The organism is Sedimentibacter acidaminivorans (assembly GCF_017873955.1).
Classification (GTDB): domain Bacteria; phylum Bacillota; class Clostridia; order Tissierellales; family Sedimentibacteraceae; genus Sedimentibacter; species Sedimentibacter acidaminivorans.
This window is the reverse complement of sequence record NZ_JAGGKS010000008.1, coordinates 173,921-192,674: the sequence shown is the minus strand read 5'-3', so window position 1 is coordinate 192,674 and position 18,754 is coordinate 173,921. Positions and strand designations below refer to the sequence as shown.

The 18,754-nt window shown below is 29.8% G+C and carries 30 protein-coding genes; 24 read left to right on the top strand and 6 right to left on the bottom strand.

Annotation, left to right across the window (positions count from 1 at the left end; all coding sequences use genetic code 11):
- Positions 1-44 precede the first annotated feature (44 nt).
- Positions 45-530, bottom strand: coding sequence for an ImmA/IrrE family metallo-endopeptidase (locus tag J2Z76_RS13535; RefSeq protein ID WP_209512604.1), 486 nt, complete (start codon positions 528-530; stop codon positions 45-47).
- Positions 531-688: 158 nt separating this feature from the next.
- On the opposite strand from J2Z76_RS13535, the gene J2Z76_RS13530 reads away from it, so the two are divergent.
- Complete coding sequence (locus J2Z76_RS13530; RefSeq protein WP_209512603.1) at positions 689-949, top strand: ABC-three component system middle component 6; 261 nt, start codon at positions 689-691, stop codon at positions 947-949.
- Positions 936-2,678 carry a DUF2326 domain-containing protein gene (locus J2Z76_RS17010; RefSeq protein WP_209512602.1) on the top strand — a complete coding sequence of 581 codons (1,743 nt, stop codon included), beginning with the start codon at positions 936-938 and terminating at the stop codon, positions 2,676-2,678. The genes J2Z76_RS13530 and J2Z76_RS17010 overlap by 14 nt, the downstream gene beginning before the upstream one ends.
- Before the next feature lie 6 nt (positions 2,679-2,684).
- Here J2Z76_RS17010 and J2Z76_RS13520 read toward each other — a convergent pair whose 3' ends face one another.
- The 5 genes from J2Z76_RS13520 to J2Z76_RS13500 form a co-directional block, all read right to left on the bottom strand.
- On the bottom strand, positions 2,685-3,671 hold the full coding sequence (locus tag J2Z76_RS13520) for an ABC-three component system protein (protein ID WP_209512601.1): 987 nt from the start codon (positions 3,669-3,671) through the stop codon (positions 2,685-2,687).
- Between the two features lie 45 nt (positions 3,672-3,716).
- A complete protein-coding gene (locus J2Z76_RS13515) occupies positions 3,717-4,160 on the bottom strand; it encodes a hypothetical protein (protein ID WP_209512600.1) in 444 nt (147 codons plus the stop codon).
- A gap of 40 nt (positions 4,161-4,200) precedes the next feature.
- Positions 4,201-5,199 (bottom strand): exonuclease domain-containing protein, encoded by a 999-nt coding sequence (locus J2Z76_RS13510; protein ID WP_209512599.1) that lies wholly within the window; start codon positions 5,197-5,199, stop codon positions 4,201-4,203.
- Positions 5,200-5,414: 215 nt separating this feature from the next.
- Positions 5,415-5,801: a PH domain-containing protein gene (locus J2Z76_RS13505; RefSeq protein ID WP_209512598.1), complete on the bottom strand. Its 387-nt coding sequence runs from the start codon at positions 5,799-5,801 to the stop codon at positions 5,415-5,417.
- 12 nt (positions 5,802-5,813) lie between these two features.
- Positions 5,814-6,164 carry a helix-turn-helix domain-containing protein gene (locus J2Z76_RS13500; protein WP_209512597.1) on the bottom strand — a complete coding sequence of 117 codons (351 nt, stop codon included), beginning with the start codon at positions 6,162-6,164 and terminating at the stop codon, positions 5,814-5,816.
- A gap of 171 nt (positions 6,165-6,335) precedes the next feature.
- Between J2Z76_RS13500 and J2Z76_RS13495 the strand changes: the two genes are divergently transcribed.
- From J2Z76_RS13495 to J2Z76_RS13395, 22 genes are all read left to right on the top strand, one after another.
- Positions 6,336-6,563 carry a helix-turn-helix transcriptional regulator gene (locus J2Z76_RS13495; protein WP_209512596.1) on the top strand — a complete coding sequence of 76 codons (228 nt, stop codon included), beginning with the start codon at positions 6,336-6,338 and terminating at the stop codon, positions 6,561-6,563.
- Between the two features lie 51 nt (positions 6,564-6,614).
- Positions 6,615-6,863 carry a hypothetical protein gene (locus J2Z76_RS13490; RefSeq protein ID WP_209512595.1) on the top strand — a complete coding sequence of 83 codons (249 nt, stop codon included), beginning with the start codon at positions 6,615-6,617 and terminating at the stop codon, positions 6,861-6,863.
- A gap of 123 nt (positions 6,864-6,986) precedes the next feature.
- On the top strand, positions 6,987-7,199 hold the full coding sequence (locus J2Z76_RS13485; protein ID WP_209512594.1) for a hypothetical protein: 213 nt from the start codon (positions 6,987-6,989) through the stop codon (positions 7,197-7,199).
- Positions 7,196-7,375, top strand: coding sequence for a hypothetical protein (locus J2Z76_RS13480; RefSeq protein ID WP_209512593.1), 180 nt, complete (start codon positions 7,196-7,198; stop codon positions 7,373-7,375). The genes J2Z76_RS13485 and J2Z76_RS13480 overlap by 4 nt, the downstream gene beginning before the upstream one ends.
- Positions 7,376-7,465: 90 nt before the next feature.
- Positions 7,466-7,798, top strand: a complete 333-nt coding sequence (locus tag J2Z76_RS13475; RefSeq protein ID WP_209512592.1) for a hypothetical protein — start codon at positions 7,466-7,468, stop codon at positions 7,796-7,798.
- Between the two features lie 41 nt (positions 7,799-7,839).
- Positions 7,840-8,322: a helix-turn-helix domain-containing protein gene (locus J2Z76_RS13470; RefSeq protein WP_209512591.1), complete on the top strand. Its 483-nt coding sequence runs from the start codon at positions 7,840-7,842 to the stop codon at positions 8,320-8,322.
- Between the two features lie 99 nt (positions 8,323-8,421).
- The gene (locus tag J2Z76_RS13465) at positions 8,422-8,748 is read left to right on the top strand and encodes a hypothetical protein (protein ID WP_209512590.1); all 327 of its coding nucleotides are present in this window, start codon (positions 8,422-8,424) and stop codon (positions 8,746-8,748) included.
- 30 nt (positions 8,749-8,778) lie between these two features.
- Entirely contained in the window at positions 8,779-9,486 is a 708-nt protein-coding gene (locus J2Z76_RS13460; protein WP_209512589.1) for a hypothetical protein, read from the top strand.
- A 143-nt stretch (positions 9,487-9,629) separates the two neighbouring features.
- Positions 9,630-10,364 (top strand): helix-turn-helix domain-containing protein, encoded by a 735-nt coding sequence (locus J2Z76_RS13455; RefSeq protein WP_209512588.1) that lies wholly within the window; start codon positions 9,630-9,632, stop codon positions 10,362-10,364.
- Complete coding sequence (locus J2Z76_RS13450) at positions 10,361-11,671, top strand: replicative DNA helicase (RefSeq protein WP_209512587.1); 1,311 nt, start codon at positions 10,361-10,363, stop codon at positions 11,669-11,671. The genes J2Z76_RS13455 and J2Z76_RS13450 overlap by 4 nt, the downstream gene beginning before the upstream one ends.
- A 17-nt stretch (positions 11,672-11,688) precedes the next feature.
- Positions 11,689-11,862 (top strand): hypothetical protein, encoded by a 174-nt coding sequence (locus J2Z76_RS13445; protein ID WP_209512586.1) that lies wholly within the window; start codon positions 11,689-11,691, stop codon positions 11,860-11,862.
- 6 nt (positions 11,863-11,868) lie between these two features.
- A complete protein-coding gene (locus tag J2Z76_RS13440; protein ID WP_209512585.1) occupies positions 11,869-12,345 on the top strand; it encodes an SAM-dependent methyltransferase in 477 nt (158 codons plus the stop codon).
- Between the two features lie 51 nt (positions 12,346-12,396).
- Complete coding sequence (locus J2Z76_RS13435; RefSeq protein ID WP_209512584.1) at positions 12,397-12,855, top strand: YopX family protein; 459 nt, start codon at positions 12,397-12,399, stop codon at positions 12,853-12,855.
- 3 nt (positions 12,856-12,858) lie between these two features.
- Complete coding sequence (locus J2Z76_RS13430; protein WP_209512583.1) at positions 12,859-13,182, top strand: hypothetical protein; 324 nt, start codon at positions 12,859-12,861, stop codon at positions 13,180-13,182.
- The gene (locus J2Z76_RS13425) at positions 13,157-13,561 is read left to right on the top strand and encodes a single-stranded DNA-binding protein (protein WP_209512582.1); all 405 of its coding nucleotides are present in this window, start codon (positions 13,157-13,159) and stop codon (positions 13,559-13,561) included. Before J2Z76_RS13430 ends, J2Z76_RS13425 begins: the two co-directional genes overlap by 26 nt.
- A gap of 12 nt (positions 13,562-13,573) precedes the next feature.
- Positions 13,574-13,705 (top strand): hypothetical protein, encoded by a 132-nt coding sequence (locus J2Z76_RS16900; RefSeq protein WP_280922410.1) that lies wholly within the window; start codon positions 13,574-13,576, stop codon positions 13,703-13,705.
- Positions 13,706-13,721: 16 nt separating this feature from the next.
- Complete coding sequence (locus J2Z76_RS13420; protein WP_209512581.1) at positions 13,722-14,177, top strand: hypothetical protein; 456 nt, start codon at positions 13,722-13,724, stop codon at positions 14,175-14,177.
- Positions 14,178-14,309: 132 nt separating this feature from the next.
- Positions 14,310-14,717 carry a PBECR3 domain-containing polyvalent protein gene (locus J2Z76_RS13415; protein WP_209512580.1) on the top strand — a complete coding sequence of 136 codons (408 nt, stop codon included), beginning with the start codon at positions 14,310-14,312 and terminating at the stop codon, positions 14,715-14,717.
- A gap of 505 nt (positions 14,718-15,222) precedes the next feature.
- Positions 15,223-15,411 carry a hypothetical protein gene (locus J2Z76_RS13410; RefSeq protein ID WP_209512579.1) on the top strand — a complete coding sequence of 63 codons (189 nt, stop codon included), beginning with the start codon at positions 15,223-15,225 and terminating at the stop codon, positions 15,409-15,411.
- Positions 15,412-15,987, top strand: a complete 576-nt coding sequence (locus J2Z76_RS13405; RefSeq protein ID WP_209512578.1) for a tyrosine-type recombinase/integrase — start codon at positions 15,412-15,414, stop codon at positions 15,985-15,987.
- A 365-nt stretch (positions 15,988-16,352) separates the two neighbouring features.
- Positions 16,353-16,937: a hypothetical protein gene (locus tag J2Z76_RS13400; protein WP_209512577.1), complete on the top strand. Its 585-nt coding sequence runs from the start codon at positions 16,353-16,355 to the stop codon at positions 16,935-16,937.
- The gene (locus J2Z76_RS13395) at positions 16,915-18,753 is read left to right on the top strand and encodes a phage terminase large subunit family protein (RefSeq protein ID WP_209512576.1); all 1,839 of its coding nucleotides are present in this window, start codon (positions 16,915-16,917) and stop codon (positions 18,751-18,753) included. The genes J2Z76_RS13400 and J2Z76_RS13395 overlap by 23 nt, the downstream gene beginning before the upstream one ends.
- Position 18,754 lies beyond the last annotated feature (1 nt).

Sequence of the window (18,754 nt, the reverse complement as noted above, 5' to 3'; positions counted from 1 at the left end):
TCTATAACAATATATGCTTAATAATATATATGTTCTTAATGGATCTAATAATCATACGATTTAAGCAGTTCATTAAAATAGCCATCATAAATTAGAGCTTCAGTTAGTTGTTTTCGAAATTTAACAAAAGAAACTGTCACCCCAAATTCTTCCGCAAGCACATAATTATCATTGCAATATTTCATAGCCTCCTCAAATACATAAACAGGCATTAAAAAATATGCAGCAAATGCATTAGCTTGCTGTTCTTGTTTACTTACTATAATTTTATCCTTTAATAGGGAATTGCCAACATGATAACATGCATGTCCAAGTTCATGAACAATGTCTTCTCTGTAGGCGTTATTTTGGGATTTAGGCACGAGAATAGTATCATCAATACAAAGTGCCGCGGATAGGTTTTTAAGTGTAGCAACCTTTAGATTTTTGTCTAAAATGATTTGTTCAATTGTATCTTTATCTATAGGATAATCAAAGATTTGATATTCTGTAAGTAAGTAGATTGATTTATTTAGCATATTATAGTACATTTTTCACCTCTTGACAAATATTAGTTTATGCAATAGAATTGTATCAAACATTTGTTCGAAAGTAAAGAAATTTTCATAAAAGCTTGATAAATATCATAATGTATAATAAAATATATAATAAAAATTAATATAATTATTAAAAAATGGAGGTGAGTTTCATGGGATGTAGGATATTGCCTAATAAGCATACTGAAATGAGTAAATCATTGTTTGGAATAGGTGGAATTATTCTTAGTATGTTAAATACTCCTACTTATATTGAAACTTGTTGGGATAATTATATTAAAGATTACATAGATAAGAAAATCGTTAAATACAATTGTACATTTGATTATTTTGTTTTTGCGATAGACTATTTATATACAATAGGAGCTATTAATATAGATAAAAAAGGGAGGTTATATCGTGAAATTAATTAAGTTATATTCAAATATGCCTACTTTTAAAGATATAAAATTTAATGAAAATGGATTAACTATTATATATGCTGAACGTACTAAAAGCGATAGGCAAAGCACCGTAAATGGTACAGGAAAAACATTATCAATTGAGTTAGTAGATTTTTGTTTAGGTGCTGATTTTAACCCTAAATTTAAATTGCTTAAAGGCTGGAAATTCTATTTAGATTTTAAAGTTAATAACAAATTATATACAATTTGTAGAAATACTGAACAAGAAAAGATAGTTTATCTTAACGACGAACCAAAGGAATTGAATAAATATAGAAAATTTTTATATGATATTTCAACAAATTATCAACCTAAAATTAAAGGAATAACATTTAGAAATATTATATGTAAATTTTTGAAATTTAAGAAGAATCAGTATGATGATGCAATTTGTACAACAAAAAGGGAAGATCAAGATAAAGCTTTAAAAAGAGATAGTTTATTACTTGGCTTAGATTATGAATTGTGTGAGAAAAAAATAAGTGATAAGGAAAAAATAAATAAAAAATCTAATGCTATACGTGAAATTAAAAAAAATGAAGTAATAAAGCAGTATTTTGACAAAAACGATAAAAAATTAGATTTGAAAATTCAAAATATAAAAGCAGAAATTGAAGATCTAAAAAATAAATTAAGTACTTTTAAAATTTCAGAAGATTACACTCGAATTGAAAACACGTATAATTCATTAAAAAATAACAAAAGCGATTTACAAGATAATTTGTATTTATATGAAAAACGGTTAAGTTCAATATTGGAAAGTCTTAAAATTAATCCTGATATAGATTCTGCAAATGTTATTAATTTTTACGAACAGATGAAAATAGAAGTTCCAGAAATGATAAGACAAAAAGTTGAGAATGTTTCTAGCTTTCATGACACATTATTAAAAAACAGACAATTAAGATTAAGTGAAAATAAAGATAGAATTGAAAAATCGTTAGAAAGTATAAGAAATAAACTTTCAGAGTTGGATAATAAAATAGATGAATATTATAATATTTTATCCACAACAACAAGCTTTTCAGAATATGATTCAATTCAAGAAAGATTAAGGCAAAAGCAAGATGAGTTGTATAAGTTATCAAGCTCAAAAAGTATTATTGATGATGCTAATAATGAAATAACGGAATTAGAATCACAAATGGCTATTGACAATGTTGAAACTGATAAATATTTGAAAGATAAAAAGGATTATACAGACAATATTTCATCAGTATACATGAAGTATGCAAAAAGTATTTATCAAAATTCCATATCTGGATTAAGCATAAAAAACAATAAAGGAAATAATAAAAATAGATTTGAAATAGAGCCAAGTATTCAAAGTGATACATCAGGCGGAATAGGATTAGTAAAAATATATTTGTATGATTTACTTTTGTTGACATTACAAAACAATCATAATATAAAATTTATATTTAACGATCAGCATATTTTTTCAGAAACAGATCCAAGACAAATTATAAGCTTATTAAAACTCTTGAAAAAAATCAATGAGAAAAATGATTTTCAATTTATTTTCACAATAAATAATAGCTTGTATAATGGAATACTTGCAGAATTTGATAAAGAAGATGTGCAGGATATATTAATTTATGATTACCTTGAAAGTTCAATTGTTCAAAGACTTAATGATACAGGTGATAATGGTAAATTATTAGGAATGACTATAGATTTAAAAGTAAAGGAAGAATAGCAGAGGCTATAACTCTGCTATTTTGTAATCTTCTGGGGGTTCTTTAAATATGTCACAAACTTCAAAATATTTACTCATTATACAAAATATAGCACTACTTTTAGATATATCACTTATTGTTCTATTTGTTTTTACCTTATCCATTAATTGATTGAAAATATAAAAAAACTGATCCTCTTCACTTTTGGGGTATACTATAACCGACTCATTGTAAATAGTTTTAACTATTGTCGATAACGCCTCATCTGTTTCTGGTTTATTATCATCATTTAGTATTGCATCTATTTTATCAATATTGTAGTATCCTTCAATAAGTTTTGTTTCAGGAGGTTTACACTTTAGCTTATTAAACGCTATCTTTCTGTCCCAATTAGGTACTTTTAATGGGTTACCATTAATAGTGTAAGGAATTTTATAATCATCTATTATAGCTTTTATAGTTTTATCTAGTATATTAGCATCTAGTATATCAATATAATCTTCAATTTCATAAATTGAACCTAATAGATCTTCTTGATGTTCCAAAGGAAGAGATAATATAATATTTCGTAGTTGATCATTACCATATATATCAAATTTAATTTCTGGATGACTTTTATATAAATTATCTCGTAGTATTAGCAAATCGGGAAAAAAACCATATGATTTATCGTTTATAACATAAATAAATTTTTTAATAGCTGGCCATTTTGCATTTGAAATATGATTTAACAATTTCAAAAAGTCTTTTTCATATTTTGCAATTGCGTATTTCTGAGTATCTATATTACTTAAATCTTCAGGCCCATATACCTGAAGATATACTCCTGCATTATATATATAGCCATCATTACCCCTATCGCCAATATTTCCTTGAGGTTTAACGGGAGTGAAATTTTCATTTTTATATGTAAATATTTGATTTACAAATTTTTGAAAGTCTGTTCCATCGCACTTATATAACTTATTATCTAGTAAAATTTTTATAAGTTGTTTTTTATAATAATCTTGCATATATTCCTCTTTTCTACAAATTTTGCATTTATATGAAATTAAAAGTTATATATTCCTATTAACTCCATAAAATATCTTGCCTCGTTTCAGATTTTCGTTATACCAGCAGTTTTTTGCATGTTGTTTATTTGGATTAACACATTTTTTAGCATCGCTACATGCATTAAATCTAGAGCAGCAACCGAACATAGTACCTGATGGCTTGCAGTCATCATATATATATAATAAAATATTTGATATTTCATCTAAATCGTATTCTGTTGTGATCTGGTAACGGATCCAGTCCTTTTCACTCTTGCCAGATGTCAATTTCATAGATTCTTTAAACAAGTGTATATACCTAGATTTTACTGAAATATAATTAGTTTTACTACTCAATTTTATTCGAATAGCAGCAGTATTCTCTACACTTACAGTTGAATATTGCTTATTTATTTTTAATTCAACACTTTCTAGCGATTTTTCATTGCTTTCAAATATTTCTAACACTTTTTTATAAATTGAATTTACGTCTATGATAATTCACCCCCTAAATAATCATTTTTATAAAATCATCTTCATGAATAATTTGTATATCTTGACCTTCCTCAATATATCTTTTTGCTTTTTTAGTCTTGGAACTTTCTTTTCCATCTGAAAATATGGCATAGTCCTGAACTCCCATAACAAGATAGTTTGTATTTTTAGTAACACCTTGATCTATCAAGCCACCTATATTTAAAACTTTTTGCATTGCTATTTGCCTTGTCATACTTATCAATGTTCCGGTAAAAACAACATGTTGATTATAAAGAGGGTTGTCCTCATCAAATTCACAATTAGAAGCAGGAGTTAATTCGCACACCTTAACCCTATCGTTTTTACCACCTAGGCCTTTAAAACCATTGTATATACTGCAAGGTAAATAATAATCTTCAGATACATATCCAATTTGCATATTTATTTTTTCTGCTAATTCTTTTAATGTTTTTACTTTATGATATTTCATTGCCTCTAATAAAATTTTACCGCATGTACGTGAATCATCATGTGCATCATGATGATTAAATAAATATCCTAGTTGATTTGCAATATTCTTTAGCGTATAGTTTATTTGTTTATCCCATGTTTTACGAGCAACGCTGCATGTACAAATAAAATTAAACTCAGGATAATCTATATTATAGTATTCTATTAGACTTCTCAATACTCCTACATCAAATGGCGCATTATGCGCTACAAGAGTTTTGCCATTCAATAAGGGATATATTTCATTCCATAATTCATTAAATTCTGGTTTATCTTTTATATCTTCAGGTCTAATTCCATGAATTTGAATATTAAATTCGCTGAAATTTCTATAATCTTTTGGAGGTTTTATAAGCCATTCTTTTTCTTGAATTACTACTCCATCTTTAAAATATATAAGAGCAAATTGGCATACACTCTGGCGTTTGCTGTTTGCTGTTTCAAAATCAATACATATAAATTCATTACAATCTATATTGCTACAACTCAGGGGTTTATCCCAACCAATGCTATAGGACATAATATATCCATCCTTTATAATTTAATATATAAGTATAAACATCATGATAAAAACATGTTAATATCAAGCCTATTTATTTAAATAAAAAATCCCACATCAAAAAAATGATATGGGATTATGATCCATAGTTATAAATTTTTATTAAGTTGTCAGTGTTTCCCCCATGATGTAGTATAATCCCGTTTTGTTATTTCTATTTTTATTATTTTTGTTTGTTACTTATCAAATGTAAAGTCGGTAATAATTCTATATACTTCTAACAGTAATGAGTCCATTTTTTTGTCTTTAAGAAATTTTAACTCAATTGAAATACCACCTGACATTTGCAACTTTATTTCAGAATCTAAGTCAAAGGTTCCTGCTGTTTCAACAGAGTATGTAACTATATTTTTGTAGGGAATTGTGTAGTACTCTATTTTTTTACCTGTTATACCTTGCTTGTCTGCTACTAATATTCTTTTGTCCGTAAAAACTGCAGCATCTCTAATTGTTTTCACTGTAAAAAATACTTGCTCTTTATCAGATAAAAAAGGTTTAAGTGTTTCAGGCATTTCTATTTTTTCATGAAAATTAAATAATTTATTTAAATTTACATCCGCCATAATTACTTTCTCCTAATTATTCTGCTGTTTTTTGAATTTTATAAAATTTATTATTTCTTGTTTGTCTGTATCTGTTAGGTTTTGAAAATCTTTGAATGCTACTAATGTTTTAGGGTCGCTTAATAATGATTGAAATTCTTCATCAATTGTTAATGATTCATCATCAGGTTCATCTTTTAAAAGATAATCCACAGAAACATTAAATAATTTTGAAATAGTAGTAATAGTCTGAATATTAGGTTCTAAATTACCAGATTCATATTTAGAAATATTTGCTTTTGATAAATTTAATTTTTCAGCTAACTCAGTTTGAGTAAGATTGTATTTGTTTCTTAAAGACCTTAATTTATCTCCAAATTTCATTATTTCACCACCATTTCATATAATTACATTATAAAGTTTCAATTATCGAAAGTAAACCATAATAAAAAATATTTCTAAAAAAGAAAATATATATATTGACATATTCCGTAAAAGAAACTATAATTAATACATAAAGTTTCTATAAAGGAAATTAAGAAAGGAGAATTAAACTTGAATAAGATAAAACTTCTTAGAGAAAAGAATAATATCAGACAAAACGAAATTGCACAATTTCTGAACATTTCTGCATGTAACTATTACAAAAAAGAAACTGGGGACTTAAGATTTTCACTAATAGAGGCTAAAAAACTTTCAGATTATTTTGGATTAACGATTGAAGAGCTTTTTTTTACCAATAAAGTTTCCGAAAACGAAACCACATTTCAAGAAACAGGCTAACAATAAAACATCTACTAGCAACAGCAAATTTTAACGTAAGGAGCAAAAGAAATGGAAGAACAGTTTAAAGATATACAAGAATTAAAACAGAAAGAAAAAGAGATGCGTGAAGAAAGTAAAAAACGTTGCACAGAACTTAAAGAAAAAATTAATACAATAATAATTGAAAGTAATGCAAATTATAGAGAAGTTAATTCAGTTTTATCTAGGTTAACATATGTTTACAGAGAAAACGGGAATGACCTTCTAAATGCTACCGACATTAAGAAGGTCATTGAAGTATCAAGAACTACTTACTAAATAAAATCCCCACTCATATATGGTGTTTGAACATCATAAATTGAAAGGAAGTAAAAGTAAATTAGTAAAAACAAGTACAAGGCATTAAACATATTATATTTTAAAAGGTTCGGAGGTGCGTAAATGATTAAGGCTCAAATTCCTATAGGAAATATAGTTGAAGATTTTAAAGTTGGTAATACTCACATAATGATTTGTGATGATGATTGCAGGGATAAGACACCAGAGGATAAAGCTAGGGCAATTAAAAGAATGGAAGTTATTGCAGCAAATGCTATTGCTGCTGGTAAATATAAACCTAAAAATAATCAAGAATTAAGCGGAGGTAATGTATGAACGTTAGATTGAGAAAAAAGGTACATAAGATAGTTGACTTGTGTATGGATGCAAAGGATTTGGGACATGATTGCTTTTTATACACTTATCCTCATGTTAATCAGGTTAAGCTTCAATGCTTTTTAGGTGAGTGGGATAAGGAAAAAGAGGTTGATTTTAAAAACAAACAAATTTGAATAGTGATGAAGCTGTTGATGATCTAAATGAGATGATTGAATATCTTGAGAATTTGATTGAGGAAAGCTTGTAATAGAAAGGGGCATTTTATGGAACTAATGATAAAGTACTCTGAGTTTTTAACTATAATTGTCCAGGCATCTTTAATAACTTTTGCAGGTTTCATATTTGTTGGCCATTGGAGTGAGTATGTTAGGAAGAATAGGAGTAGGAGAAAACTAAAGAAGGGAGCTAAAAAGAAGTTGAGAGAATATACCTGTTATAATTGTGGATTTAGTGCATGGGCTTTGGATCGTATTGTGGATACTAAATGTAGCAAGTGTGGCGCTAAGGTTATCACAAAGCCCGTACCTAAGATTGAGAGAAGTTTTATTTGTGGGACGAGAGGTCATAATAGGGAATTGAATTTTATTAAGAAGTGATGTTTATATTTGTATTTTATCATGAAAGGAATGAATTTTGAATGAGTAAGGTTTGCATATGTTATTACAAGACGTGTAGGGAAAGTGCAGGTATTAAGCAAGAGGACGCTGCTGCATGGTTGAATGTTAGTTGTAGGTCTTTGAGTGATTATGAAAATAACAAGGCTCGTGTTCCTGATGATATTGTGGACAAGATGTCTGAGTTATACAAGTCTCCTATGTTAGCCTGGTGGCACTTAAAAAATAATAGTGTTTTGGGTAAGTATTTGCCTGATGTAGTAGTACCCAAGACTGAGGTTGATATGGTTTTTCAGGGCATTCTTGCTAAAGACAAGTTATCACCTATAGTTGATGGTATTAAACAAATTATGTCTGATGGCATGATAGATGATGTTGAAGAGGATATCTTAGAGGACCATATAGAGGATATGAGGATTGTTAATAATAAGTTGACATCAATAATTTTATGGCACGATGCAAGGATAAGAATAAAAAAAGAAAGCCGCATAAATGCGACTCACTAACCAAATTTATTCTATCATAATTTGTGATTGTTTTCAACTTTAATATTAATTTTTCAAATAAAAATATATTAAATAATTAAATATTAGGAGGTGAAGTAAATGGCAGATATCATGAGATTGGCTGATGGTGCTATCGTTGAGAAATTAAACAGGGAACTAGATAAAATTACTCAAAATATTGTTGACAAGAACACTGATCCAAAGAAGGAAAGAAAGATAACATTAACTCTTAGCTTTAAACCTAATGAGAACAGAGATTTTGTTGTTACTAAGATTCAAACTAAGACAACTCTTGCTACTGAAATGGGTGTTGAAACTCAAGTTTTAGTTAGTAAGGATAATGAGGGGCAATTGTATCTCAATGAAGTTAAGCAGCAGAGCATGTTTTCTAAGTCAGGAGGGGACAAGGTTTTAAATATCAGATAATAATCAAATAAAACTATATGGAGGATTAAAATGTTAAAAGAATTAGCGCAGTACATAGTTGGTATGTCAAAGCCAGAGTTAGTAGAGATTGATGGAAAGGTATTTAGTGATAGAAATTTAAAAAGGTATGATTATAATGAGCCTGATGCTTTAGAGTTTAAAAGTATTACTGGGTTGATGGATTATATTGCATCTAAGTTAGATTATATAGATAAAAGTAATTTTTTTATACATATCAAGGACTATGACAGGATTGAGTTGGTGTCTTCTCTTGATGAAAATAATATAAGAGAAATATATGCGGTTTGTCAGCCAGATAAAATAAGCTTGAAATTTAATAGCTTTATTGATAGAGAGTCATTTAACATAATGCTGCAATCTGGATTTAAGTCAAATTGTGATTTAGGTTTAATACTATCACACATAGGTAATATGACTGATAATGCGGTAAGAACTATAGGTGACAATGGCGTATCTCAAGAGATTACTATTAAACAATCTACTAAAGGGTTGGTTGATGTAGCTGTTCCAAATCCTGTTACTCTTAAACCTTATAGGACATTTACAGAGATTGAACCGGTTGAGAGTAAGTTTGTATTTAGGCTCAAAGAGGGTGGATATTGTTCTCTTTGGGAGGCAGATGGTGGTGCATGGAAGATACAGACCATGAAATATTTAAAACTTTATATCATTGAGATGCTTGATGACCTTGGGTTGGATATAGAGGTATTTGCTTAATAATTATATGTAAATTTTCATAAATCAGGTAGTGATTTTATACAAAAACATTTTTAAAAATGTATAAAATCACCTACCTTAAATTGTTGTACCTTGAAAATTGAATATTTATGAATAAATATGTTTGTGAAGGTTGGTGAACTATGGAAAGACCGAATTATTTTTCTATTATACCTGCTACTGTTAGGTATGATGAGGAATTAAAACCTAATGAAAAGCTTTTGTATGGTGAAATTTCTGCATTGGCTGATAAGGGTGGATTTTGTTTTGCAAGTAATGATTATTTTGCAAAGCTGTATAAAGTTAATAAAAAAACAGTTAGTGTTTGGATAAATAACCTCAAAGATAAGGGTTATGTGGTAGTAGATTTTATAAATGATAATAAAGGTTTGGTAACTCAACGGAAAATCTATATTGGAATAGTTGGGGGTATCCATAAAAAAGTGGAGGGGTATCCATTAAATAATGGAGGGGGTATCCATAAAAAGATGGAGGATAATAATACAAGTATTATTAATATCTTGTTCGAACCTAAAAACCAGGTTCGGAACGAGGAGAGTTTGAGTAAGAAGAATGACAAAAAGAAAATTGTATTTGATCATGAATCTAAGCAATATAAGTGTGCATCTTATTTGTCAAATATGATTTGTGAGAATATAAAGGGTGCAAAGCCAAAAGATGAAAATACTTTACAGAAATGGTCTTATACTTTTGACCTGATGTTTAGAATTGATGAGATTGACCCTTATGATGTCAAAGTAGTGTTGGAGTTTAGTCAAATGGACACATTTTGGAGTAAGAATATTTTATCTGCTGATAAATTTAGAAAACAATATTTGCAGCTTTTAGCAAAGATGCAGGGGGTGTGTAAAAAATGAACCAGGTTGATAGTAATGTACAGGCTGAGTATAGCATAATAGGGTCAATTATTATGGACCATAAAATTGTTAGTGAGCTAACTGATGTTTTGAAGGTTGAAGATTTTTCATATAGATTGCTTGGTCAAGTTTATGAACACGCTATTAGTCGTTACTTTAGCAATGAAATATTTGAAGTTGTTACAGCGGTTGAGTTTTTGAAGAGCATTGGGTTAGAGCAGAGTAGCGCAATGGAATTATGTGTTAAGTGTTCTAATAATATTCAGACTAAGGAAACTATAAAGCGTTATGCTGAACTTGTTGTGGAGCTATCAAAGAAAAGAAAAATCAAAGCTATTGCTGCTGAAATTTTAAATAGTTCTGCAGATTCTGATGATATGGTTACTGAAGCAATTGTAAAGTTGAATGATGTCAATAAGGGTAAGTCCGATAGCTCTTTGTATAGCATGGATGAAGCTGTTTTGAATTACATAAATAGTCTTGGTAATGAACAAGATGGAAGTAAGGTTGATACTGGTTTTTATAAGCTTGATAGAAATTTAATGGGAATGAGAGGTGGCGAATTAATTGTATTAGCTGCTCGTCCTGGATGTGGTAAAAGTGCTTTTTCTTTGAATATTGGTCTTAATGCTGCCAGGAATAAAAAAAGGGTTATTGCTTTTTCTCAAGAGATGAAAAGTGATGAATTGGTAGAAAGAATGATGGCATCTGGTACTGGTATTTCAATGAATTTGCTTATAAATAAATTTAAAGGTGTTACTGAAGAGGCAAAGGATAAACATTGGCAGAGTATATTGAGTTATGGTAATCATCTTTCAAGATTGCCGTTGCATATTTTTGATAATCCCTTTGTTACTCCTTTGATGATTAAAAATATTTGTTTAAAGTTTAGTGATTTATCTCTTGTAATTGTGGATTACTTGCAGCTAATTAGGACGAACAAGAAGTATGGCAATAAGAACCTTGAGGTTGGTGATATAACTAGGGATTTAAAAATGTTGGCCATGGAGCTTGATGTTCCCATATTGCTTTTATCTCAATTGAATAGATCTGCTAGAGAAACTGAAAAGCCAAGTTTGACAGATTTGAGGGACTCTGGAGAGATAGAACAAAATGCTAACAAGGTTATTATGATTTGGAAGACGGATGTTGACGAGGGCAATATTGGTGTTTATATTCCTAAAAACAGGCGTGGAAATAATGGTACTGTTGAGTTTCGTTTTGATGGTGAGCATATGAGGTATGAGGAGCTAAAAACTGAATACAAGCCAAAGACAGTGAGCAAAAGGTATTCTGTCGATTATTGATTGGAGGTTGATGGTATATGATTGATACTTGCTTGAACTGCAAAGACCGTAAACTGTCATGTCATGATAGTTGTGCAAAGTATTTAAAGGCAAAAAGAGCACAGGAAGAAGTTAATAAAAAGCATCGTGAGTTTATGGACGGATATGGTTTTGATGGTAGTTTGGCTTTTAGGATTAGGAAAGTGAGGTAGCAAATCATGAATAAATTAATTTTAGATGCTTGCTGTGGTAGTAAAATGTTTTGGTTTGACAAGAATAATAAAAATGTTGTTTTCATGGATAACAGGCAACTGGAAGAAACTTTATGCGACGGTCGAAAATTGATTATTAAGCCTGATGTAATAGGTGATTTTAGAAATATGTCATACCCAAATAATACATTTAAACTTGTCATTTTTGACCCTCCTCATTTGGTACAAGCAGGGCAAAATTCGTGGATAGCCAAAAAATACGGAAAGCTTAACAATAATACATGGCAAGCAGATATTAAGCAAGGTTTTAATGAATGTATGAGAGTTCTTGACGATTGTGGAGTGTTAATATTTAAATGGAATGAAGAACAGATAAAATTATCACAAGTGCTAAAAGTTATTGAATACAAACCGCTTTTTGGAAATAGACGAAGTAAAACGCATTGGTTAGTATTTATGAAAGGTGTGAATGCGATTGAGTAAAGAAGAATTATTAAAAACATTTAGAAAAAGCGAGGTAGTGAGGAATAGAAGATGAGCGAGATAAAGTTTAGGGGAAAAAGAGTTGATAATGGCAAATGGGTATATGGTGGAAGCATAATAAAATTTAATGGTGAAAATGGAATATTTTATTACATGCCAAAAGAAAGAGATAAATGTACTACGGAAGAAGATAAAAATGATAATATATCTAAAATTGATGGTAATTTTTATCTCGTTACAAATGTATGTCAATATACAGGCGTTTGTGATGATACAGAAAATGAAAATAAAATTTACAAAGGAGACATAATCAAGTTTACTTATGAAGATGAGGAAATTATAGGCAGAGTAGAATATGAGGCAGGTTCTTATATTATAGTAAGCAACGAGTTATCAGACGGATATATTTCATTTTTAAAATTAGTAGACGTTGATAGAGATTATTGTTGGATACCTTCTTCAGTAGTAGTAGGTAATTTATACGAAAATTCAGAGTTGTTGGTGGTGTAAACAATGAAACAGGAGCAATTTAAGAAAATTATTGATGAACAAGTAAATAGAAGTCTTGATATTTTAGTAGTAAAAGCTAAGGAATATGCAACTGAGGATAGGTTGCATAATTTTAAAGTGGCAGCAAGTGTTCAAGATATTACACCAGTACAAGCCCTTGCTGGTATGATGTGTAAGCATACTGTTTCCGTATATGATATGTGCAGGGGTGGTGACTATAGCATTGGTATGTGGAATGAAAAAATTACTGATAGCATAAATTATTTATTACTACTAAGGGCATTGATTGAGGAGGGAAAAAATGAATCATGTAGTATTGATAGGTAGATTAGTAAGAGATCCTGAGTTAAAGTTTATCCCTACTACTGGCATGGCAGTTACAAATTTTACTTTAGCAGTGGACAAGGATTTGTTTGGAGATAAAAAGCAAGAAGCTGTTAACCAGGGTAAACCTACTGCGAATTTTATTTATATAACTGTCTTTGGCAAATCTGCAGAGAATTGTGCAAACTATTTGAATAAGGGGAACAAATGCGCTGTTCATGGTAGAATTACTACTAGTAGTTATGAAAAAGATGGGGCAAAGCAATATAAAACAGGGGTAACGGCTGATAGGGTTGAGTTTTTAGAAGGCAAGAAAAATGATAGTGATGTTGATAATGATATATTTACACCTATTGGTGATGATGAGGAGATACCATTTTAACAGGAGGTAAGTATGCAGATAGTGAGTAAATTAGAAGCGGAAAGCTTAAAATTGTGTGGATATAAAGTTGTAAAAACTAAGCATAAATATTATTTAACTAGTTGTGAAGTTAAAGTAGTGACAGGATATATAGACTATTTATAGAGAGTGTGGTGAAGTTATGGAGAAGGACGAAAAGAGAGAAAGACTTAAGAGATTATTATACAGCTATACATATATTCAGTTTGAAATTGATTGTATTAATGAAAATATTATTAATTTAGGTGAGGCTATAAATTCACAAAGGGATATTAATGTTCCAGAACTAACAGGTTTGCCAGGAGGAAATGGAATAACTGACACTGTTTACAACAGTGTTGAAAAAATATTAGTAACTTATGGTCAAGAGGTGGCAAAGCTAGAAAATAGACTTGAAAAAGCTTTCGAGAAGAAAAACTATATTGATGATTTATTAAAGTTATTAGAACCTCTTGAAAAACAAGTAGTAATTCTAAAGTATTTTAAAAAGTACAAGACCTGGATGATTTGTAGCAAGTTAAATTATAGCGGTAGACAGATTGATAGATTTAATGACAGGGCTATTAAAAAACTATTGGAGGTGTACGAAACAAATTGATTTTAGTTATTGATTGGATATTATGTTTTGTCATGTTATGGTTTATTGTATAATGAATCTATTAATAGCATGTACTTGTCAAATGAAATATATTAAGTTATAATATTTTTATAAAATATAAGAGGGTTTAGTATGTCAGAAAAATTTGATATAGACAATGTAGTTGAGAACGTTTATGAATTAGGGTTATTAAAACTTTCGATAATTGAACTTTTAGGAATAGAAGCTCAAGAAAGTAAAATATTAATTAGTAAAGATAAAATTACTTATACTAAGAAACATTGCAAAGATTATTCTTGCTATGATGAATTTAAGCTGCATACTGAAGCTGCTCCCGAAATTATAGAATCGCCTGATTATGTAGGAATACATCCCAAAGGTGATAGCATAGTTTTTATAAAAGAAATATCAAAAAATGTGTTGGTTGCAGTAAGATTGAGTAATACGGATAAGAAGTGGGTAAAAACAATATATCCAATAACAGATGCGAAACTAAATAATTATATACGCTCTGGAAGATTAAAAAAGGTTGATAAATAGAAGAAAATCTAAAATACCGATAAGAAATAGAAAAAACGCTAAATATGGTTGACAAGAGAAATAACTATGGTATAATTAGTATACAAATACATAAGATATTATAAAGATTATTTGAGGGCAGAACTGGCAGCTGCCACACCTTAACAGGTATTAAAAGAGATGTAGGGTACGCCGTCCTACCGAATAATCTTTGAACTTTTAAGAACTCCTTTGGGAGTTCTTTTTTTATGTGCGCTCAGCAAAGGCGACAGTTTTAAGGTGAAAGTACGTTATGAAAAAGATAAAATACTTTTAGTAATGAAATAGTTGAATGTCATCATAAAAAACAACATTTAGATTAAGTAATTGCGGAATGAAAGTTTAAATAATAAAAAGATGGCGCACTTTGGCGAACTTTTTATGGTAAACTAAAAACAATAAAAGTGTAATTAAATATAAAATAATGTGAAAGAGCTCTTGACTTTGGTTGAGTGCTTTTTTTATTACGCAAAATGGGGGTATTGATATGAGCATTGGAGAAATTGTAAAGGCTAAACAACCAAGTATTTATAATAAATTAAAGAATATAAGTAAGTCTAATAATAAAATCAACCGTAACGACAATAAAAATCAAGACAATATAAATTATAAAAGGCTCATGGAGTCTGCTTCAGTGTACAAAAGACATAAAGGAGCAATTAGGCAGGTGAGGTAATTGGGTAAGAAAACAACTGTTATGCCTATAACGAATAAAGAGATAGTCAAAGATATGATTGAGTATCTTAATAATTGGAATGAAATGTATGGATTGCTGTTTACCTTTGGAGTTTATACGGGATATAGAATAAGCGATATACTTCCAATAAAGATAAGGGATTTATCAAGGTATTTGGATGATAATTATGTAAGTATTGTTGAGAAAAAAACAGGAAACAGAAGAGAAGTAAGGCTCAATAGTATTCTCAGAAGAGCTATAAAGGATTATATAAAAGATAAAGATTCATTTGAATATGCTTTTAAATCAAACAAGAAAACAAAGGGTGTAAATAAACCTATTACTCGTGAGCATGCTGGTAGGATCATAAAGAAGGCAGCTAAAGCATTTGGATTAAAACATATTAATACTCATTCAATGAGAAAGACATTTGCTCTATTTATTTATGAATTAAGTGGCAAGGATATGAATGCAGCAAGAGAAGCGCTAGGACATGAGGATATATCATATACAAAATTGTATTTAGGACTTGATAGATTGAAGGTTGATGATTTAGTTTCTGAGTTAGATTTTTAGAAATTAACGGCAATGATTTTTTAAAAAATTTAGCAATGTCACGAATTTAGGCAACATGACATTTGATGTAATATTTTTGGTTGACTTATATATAGAAGAAACACGAATTTATAAAATGTCACACTCTATCAGGAACATGACGTTTTTTGATGTATAAAACTAATTTCTCTTACAACATTATTCATTGCGTAAATATCAAAATAAAAATGGGTCCTTTCAGAAGGTCAAAAATAGGGTGTGGTTCCTTGCGAGCCCATATGTTGCCTAGTTACAAAAAAAATTTTATCGCCGTTTCCGTTTCAGGGTTGAAATATCAATGTTGAAAAAATATGAATTTATTCTATAGATTTAAGGCAGGTGAGAAAATGAGTGAAAATGATGGAAAAACCAAAATTGAGCAAGCATCATATAAAGTTGATGACATAAGTGGTACCATGGTATCGGTTAAAGTGTTATCAAAATTATTTAGTTTAACTGAAAGACGTATCAGGGATTTAGCACAGGAAGGTATATTAGTCAGAGGTGGTGCAAAGGGAAGATATGATCTAGAAAAATCAGTAAAAAATTACATTGTACATTTGAAAATTAATAAGAACATAGAGGGCATGAAAGATAATAGCAAGCTTGATTATGAAGAAGAGAAGGCTATACATGAAAAGATAAAGAGAGAGAAGTCTGAAATTGAATTAAAGGTGATGCGTGGCGAAGTGCATATGTCAGAGGATATAGAATTAGTAATGACAAATATGTTAGCTAATTTTAGGAGTAAGGTTTTAGCAATGCCTTCTAAACTTGCACAATCAGTAGTTAGTCAAAATGATGTTAAATTCATAAGGGACCGAATAAAAGTTGAGTGTATTGAAGTTTTAGAAGAGTTAAAAGATTATGATCCTGCTATGTTTTATAATGAAAAGTATGTAGAGGATGATGAACTTGGCGAAGAAGATTAAAATAAAAAGAAAAACTTCAAACTTATTTAAAAATATATGTAAAATATTAGCTCCGCCACCTGATTTAAAAGTTAGCGAATGGGCAGATACTTATAGAATGCTATCAGCAGAAAGTTCAGCAGAACCAGGTAAATGGAGAACAGATAGAGCACCATACCAAAGAGAAATACTTGACAGTGTATCTGATTCTGATGTAGAGACTATAATTATTATGTCATCAGCTCAAGTTGGAAAAACTGAAATATTAAATAATATTATTGGTTATCACATAGATTATGATCCTGCACCAATGCTATTGTTAATGCCTACTGAAAGTTTATGTAATTCATATAGCAAGAAAAGACTAAATCCAATGATAAGGGATACTCCATCATTGACAGATAAAGTAAAACCAAGCAAATCAAGAGATAGCGATAATACTATACTTGAAAAGGGGTTCCCTGGTGGATATATAGCAATGGTTGGAGCTAATGCTCCTACAGGATTATCAAGTAGACCTATACGTATTTTGCTTGCTGATGAGGTTGATAGGTTTCCAGTATCAGCTGGTAAGGAAGGTGATCCATTATCTTTAGCTGAAAAACGTACTAAAAACTTTTGGAACAAGAAAAAAATATATGTTTCAACTCCTACAGAAAAAGAGATATCAAGGATTTATAAGGAGTTTGAAAGTTCCACTCAAGAAGAATGGTGTGTACCTTGCCCTATGTGTGGTAAATATCAAACTTTTGATTGGAATAGAATTAAATTTGAAGATGTAACAATGAAGTGTATTAATTGTAAAGAACACTTAACTGAGTATGAGTGGAAATCTCAATTACATAGAGGTAAATATATATCTCCATTAGAAAATCCGGATAAAAGAAAAAGAGGGTTTCATTTAAATGCATTAACTTCTCCATGGGAGCCATGGATTAGTATAATTAATGATTTTAAAGAGGCAAAGAAAAAGGGTAAGGAAAGTTTAAAAACTTGGTTTAATACTACTTTAGGTCAAGTTTGGGAAGATAAAGAAGGTGATGGCGTTGAATATAGAGATCTAATGAAAAGAAATCAATACTACAATTGCCAAGTACCGGATAGAGTTTTAATATTAACGGCAGGTGTTGACGTTCAGGACGATAGACTAGAGGTAGAAGTAGTTGGATGGGGACAGGACAAAGAAAGCTGGGGAATAGAGTATAAAAAAATAATTTGTAATCCAGAGTTAAAAGAAACATGGGATAAACTTGATCAATATTTGACAGGTTTATTTTTTTATTCTGACAACACACCTATTCGTATAGCTGCAACTTGCATTGATACAGGTGGACATCGTACAAATGATGCGTATGACTTTATAAAGCCAAGGGAAGTAAGAAATATATTTGGTATTAAAGGTGTTAGTGGTAGAAATCAAGATTTTATACATAGTTGTACTACAACAAATAGAGAAAAGATTCATTTGTTCAATATAGGTGTTGATAAGGGCAAAGAGACCATATATTCAAGGCTTAATATAAAAGATTATGGTCCTGGATATTGTCACTTTCCCAAGGAAGAAAATGCTGGATATGATTTAGAGTATTTTAAATCATTATGTTCTGAAAAGAGGATAGTAAGGTTAGTAAATGGCCAAGCAAAATTTCAGTGGATTAAAAAATACAAAAGAAATGAAGGTCTTGACCTTAGAAACTATGCTACTGCTGCACTAGAAATTATTAAGCCTAACTTTGAACAACTACAAGCTTTGCGAGAGCGAGGAATTATATATGATGTAGGGTCGAATGTAAAAAAGAAAAAGAAAGTTAAGAGACAATTAAGCAAAGGAGTATAGC

Bases quoted from the DNA above. Each gene is read 5' to 3' on its own strand.
- J2Z76_RS13535 (WP_209512604.1), bottom strand. From the start codon at position 530: ATGTACTATAATATGCTAAATAAATCAATCTACTTACTTACAGAATAT.
- J2Z76_RS13530 (WP_209512603.1), top strand. From the start codon at position 689: ATGGGATGTAGGATATTGCCTAATAAGCATACTGAAATGAGTAAATCA.
- J2Z76_RS13520 (WP_209512601.1), bottom strand. From the start codon at position 3,671: ATGCAAGATTATTATAAAAAACAACTTATAAAAATTTTACTAGATAAT.
- J2Z76_RS13510 (WP_209512599.1), bottom strand. From the start codon at position 5,199: ATGTCCTATAGCATTGGTTGGGATAAACCCCTGAGTTGTAGCAATATA.
- J2Z76_RS13505 (WP_209512598.1), bottom strand. From the start codon at position 5,801: ATGGCGGATGTAAATTTAAATAAATTATTTAATTTTCATGAAAAAATA.
- J2Z76_RS13500 (WP_209512597.1), bottom strand. From the start codon at position 6,164: ATGAAATTTGGAGATAAATTAAGGTCTTTAAGAAACAAATACAATCTT.
- J2Z76_RS13490 (WP_209512595.1), top strand. From the start codon at position 6,615: ATGGAAGAACAGTTTAAAGATATACAAGAATTAAAACAGAAAGAAAAA.
- J2Z76_RS13485 (WP_209512594.1), top strand. From the start codon at position 6,987: ATGATTAAGGCTCAAATTCCTATAGGAAATATAGTTGAAGATTTTAAA.
- J2Z76_RS13480 (WP_209512593.1), top strand. From the start codon at position 7,196: ATGAACGTTAGATTGAGAAAAAAGGTACATAAGATAGTTGACTTGTGT.
- J2Z76_RS13475 (WP_209512592.1), top strand. From the start codon at position 7,466: ATGGAACTAATGATAAAGTACTCTGAGTTTTTAACTATAATTGTCCAG.
- J2Z76_RS13470 (WP_209512591.1), top strand. From the start codon at position 7,840: ATGAGTAAGGTTTGCATATGTTATTACAAGACGTGTAGGGAAAGTGCA.
- J2Z76_RS13465 (WP_209512590.1), top strand. From the start codon at position 8,422: ATGGCAGATATCATGAGATTGGCTGATGGTGCTATCGTTGAGAAATTA.
- J2Z76_RS13460 (WP_209512589.1), top strand. From the start codon at position 8,779: ATGTTAAAAGAATTAGCGCAGTACATAGTTGGTATGTCAAAGCCAGAG.
- J2Z76_RS13455 (WP_209512588.1), top strand. From the start codon at position 9,630: ATGGAAAGACCGAATTATTTTTCTATTATACCTGCTACTGTTAGGTAT.
- J2Z76_RS13450 (WP_209512587.1), top strand. From the start codon at position 10,361: ATGAACCAGGTTGATAGTAATGTACAGGCTGAGTATAGCATAATAGGG.
- J2Z76_RS13445 (WP_209512586.1), top strand. From the start codon at position 11,689: ATGATTGATACTTGCTTGAACTGCAAAGACCGTAAACTGTCATGTCAT.
- J2Z76_RS13440 (WP_209512585.1), top strand. From the start codon at position 11,869: ATGAATAAATTAATTTTAGATGCTTGCTGTGGTAGTAAAATGTTTTGG.
- J2Z76_RS13435 (WP_209512584.1), top strand. From the start codon at position 12,397: ATGAGCGAGATAAAGTTTAGGGGAAAAAGAGTTGATAATGGCAAATGG.
- J2Z76_RS13430 (WP_209512583.1), top strand. From the start codon at position 12,859: ATGAAACAGGAGCAATTTAAGAAAATTATTGATGAACAAGTAAATAGA.
- J2Z76_RS13425 (WP_209512582.1), top strand. From the start codon at position 13,157: ATGAATCATGTAGTATTGATAGGTAGATTAGTAAGAGATCCTGAGTTA.
- J2Z76_RS16900 (WP_280922410.1), top strand. From the start codon at position 13,574: ATGCAGATAGTGAGTAAATTAGAAGCGGAAAGCTTAAAATTGTGTGGA.
- J2Z76_RS13420 (WP_209512581.1), top strand. From the start codon at position 13,722: ATGGAGAAGGACGAAAAGAGAGAAAGACTTAAGAGATTATTATACAGC.
- J2Z76_RS13415 (WP_209512580.1), top strand. From the start codon at position 14,310: ATGTCAGAAAAATTTGATATAGACAATGTAGTTGAGAACGTTTATGAA.
- J2Z76_RS13410 (WP_209512579.1), top strand. From the start codon at position 15,223: ATGAGCATTGGAGAAATTGTAAAGGCTAAACAACCAAGTATTTATAAT.
- J2Z76_RS13400 (WP_209512577.1), top strand. From the start codon at position 16,353: ATGAGTGAAAATGATGGAAAAACCAAAATTGAGCAAGCATCATATAAA.
- J2Z76_RS13395 (WP_209512576.1), top strand. From the start codon at position 16,915: ATGAACTTGGCGAAGAAGATTAAAATAAAAAGAAAAACTTCAAACTTA.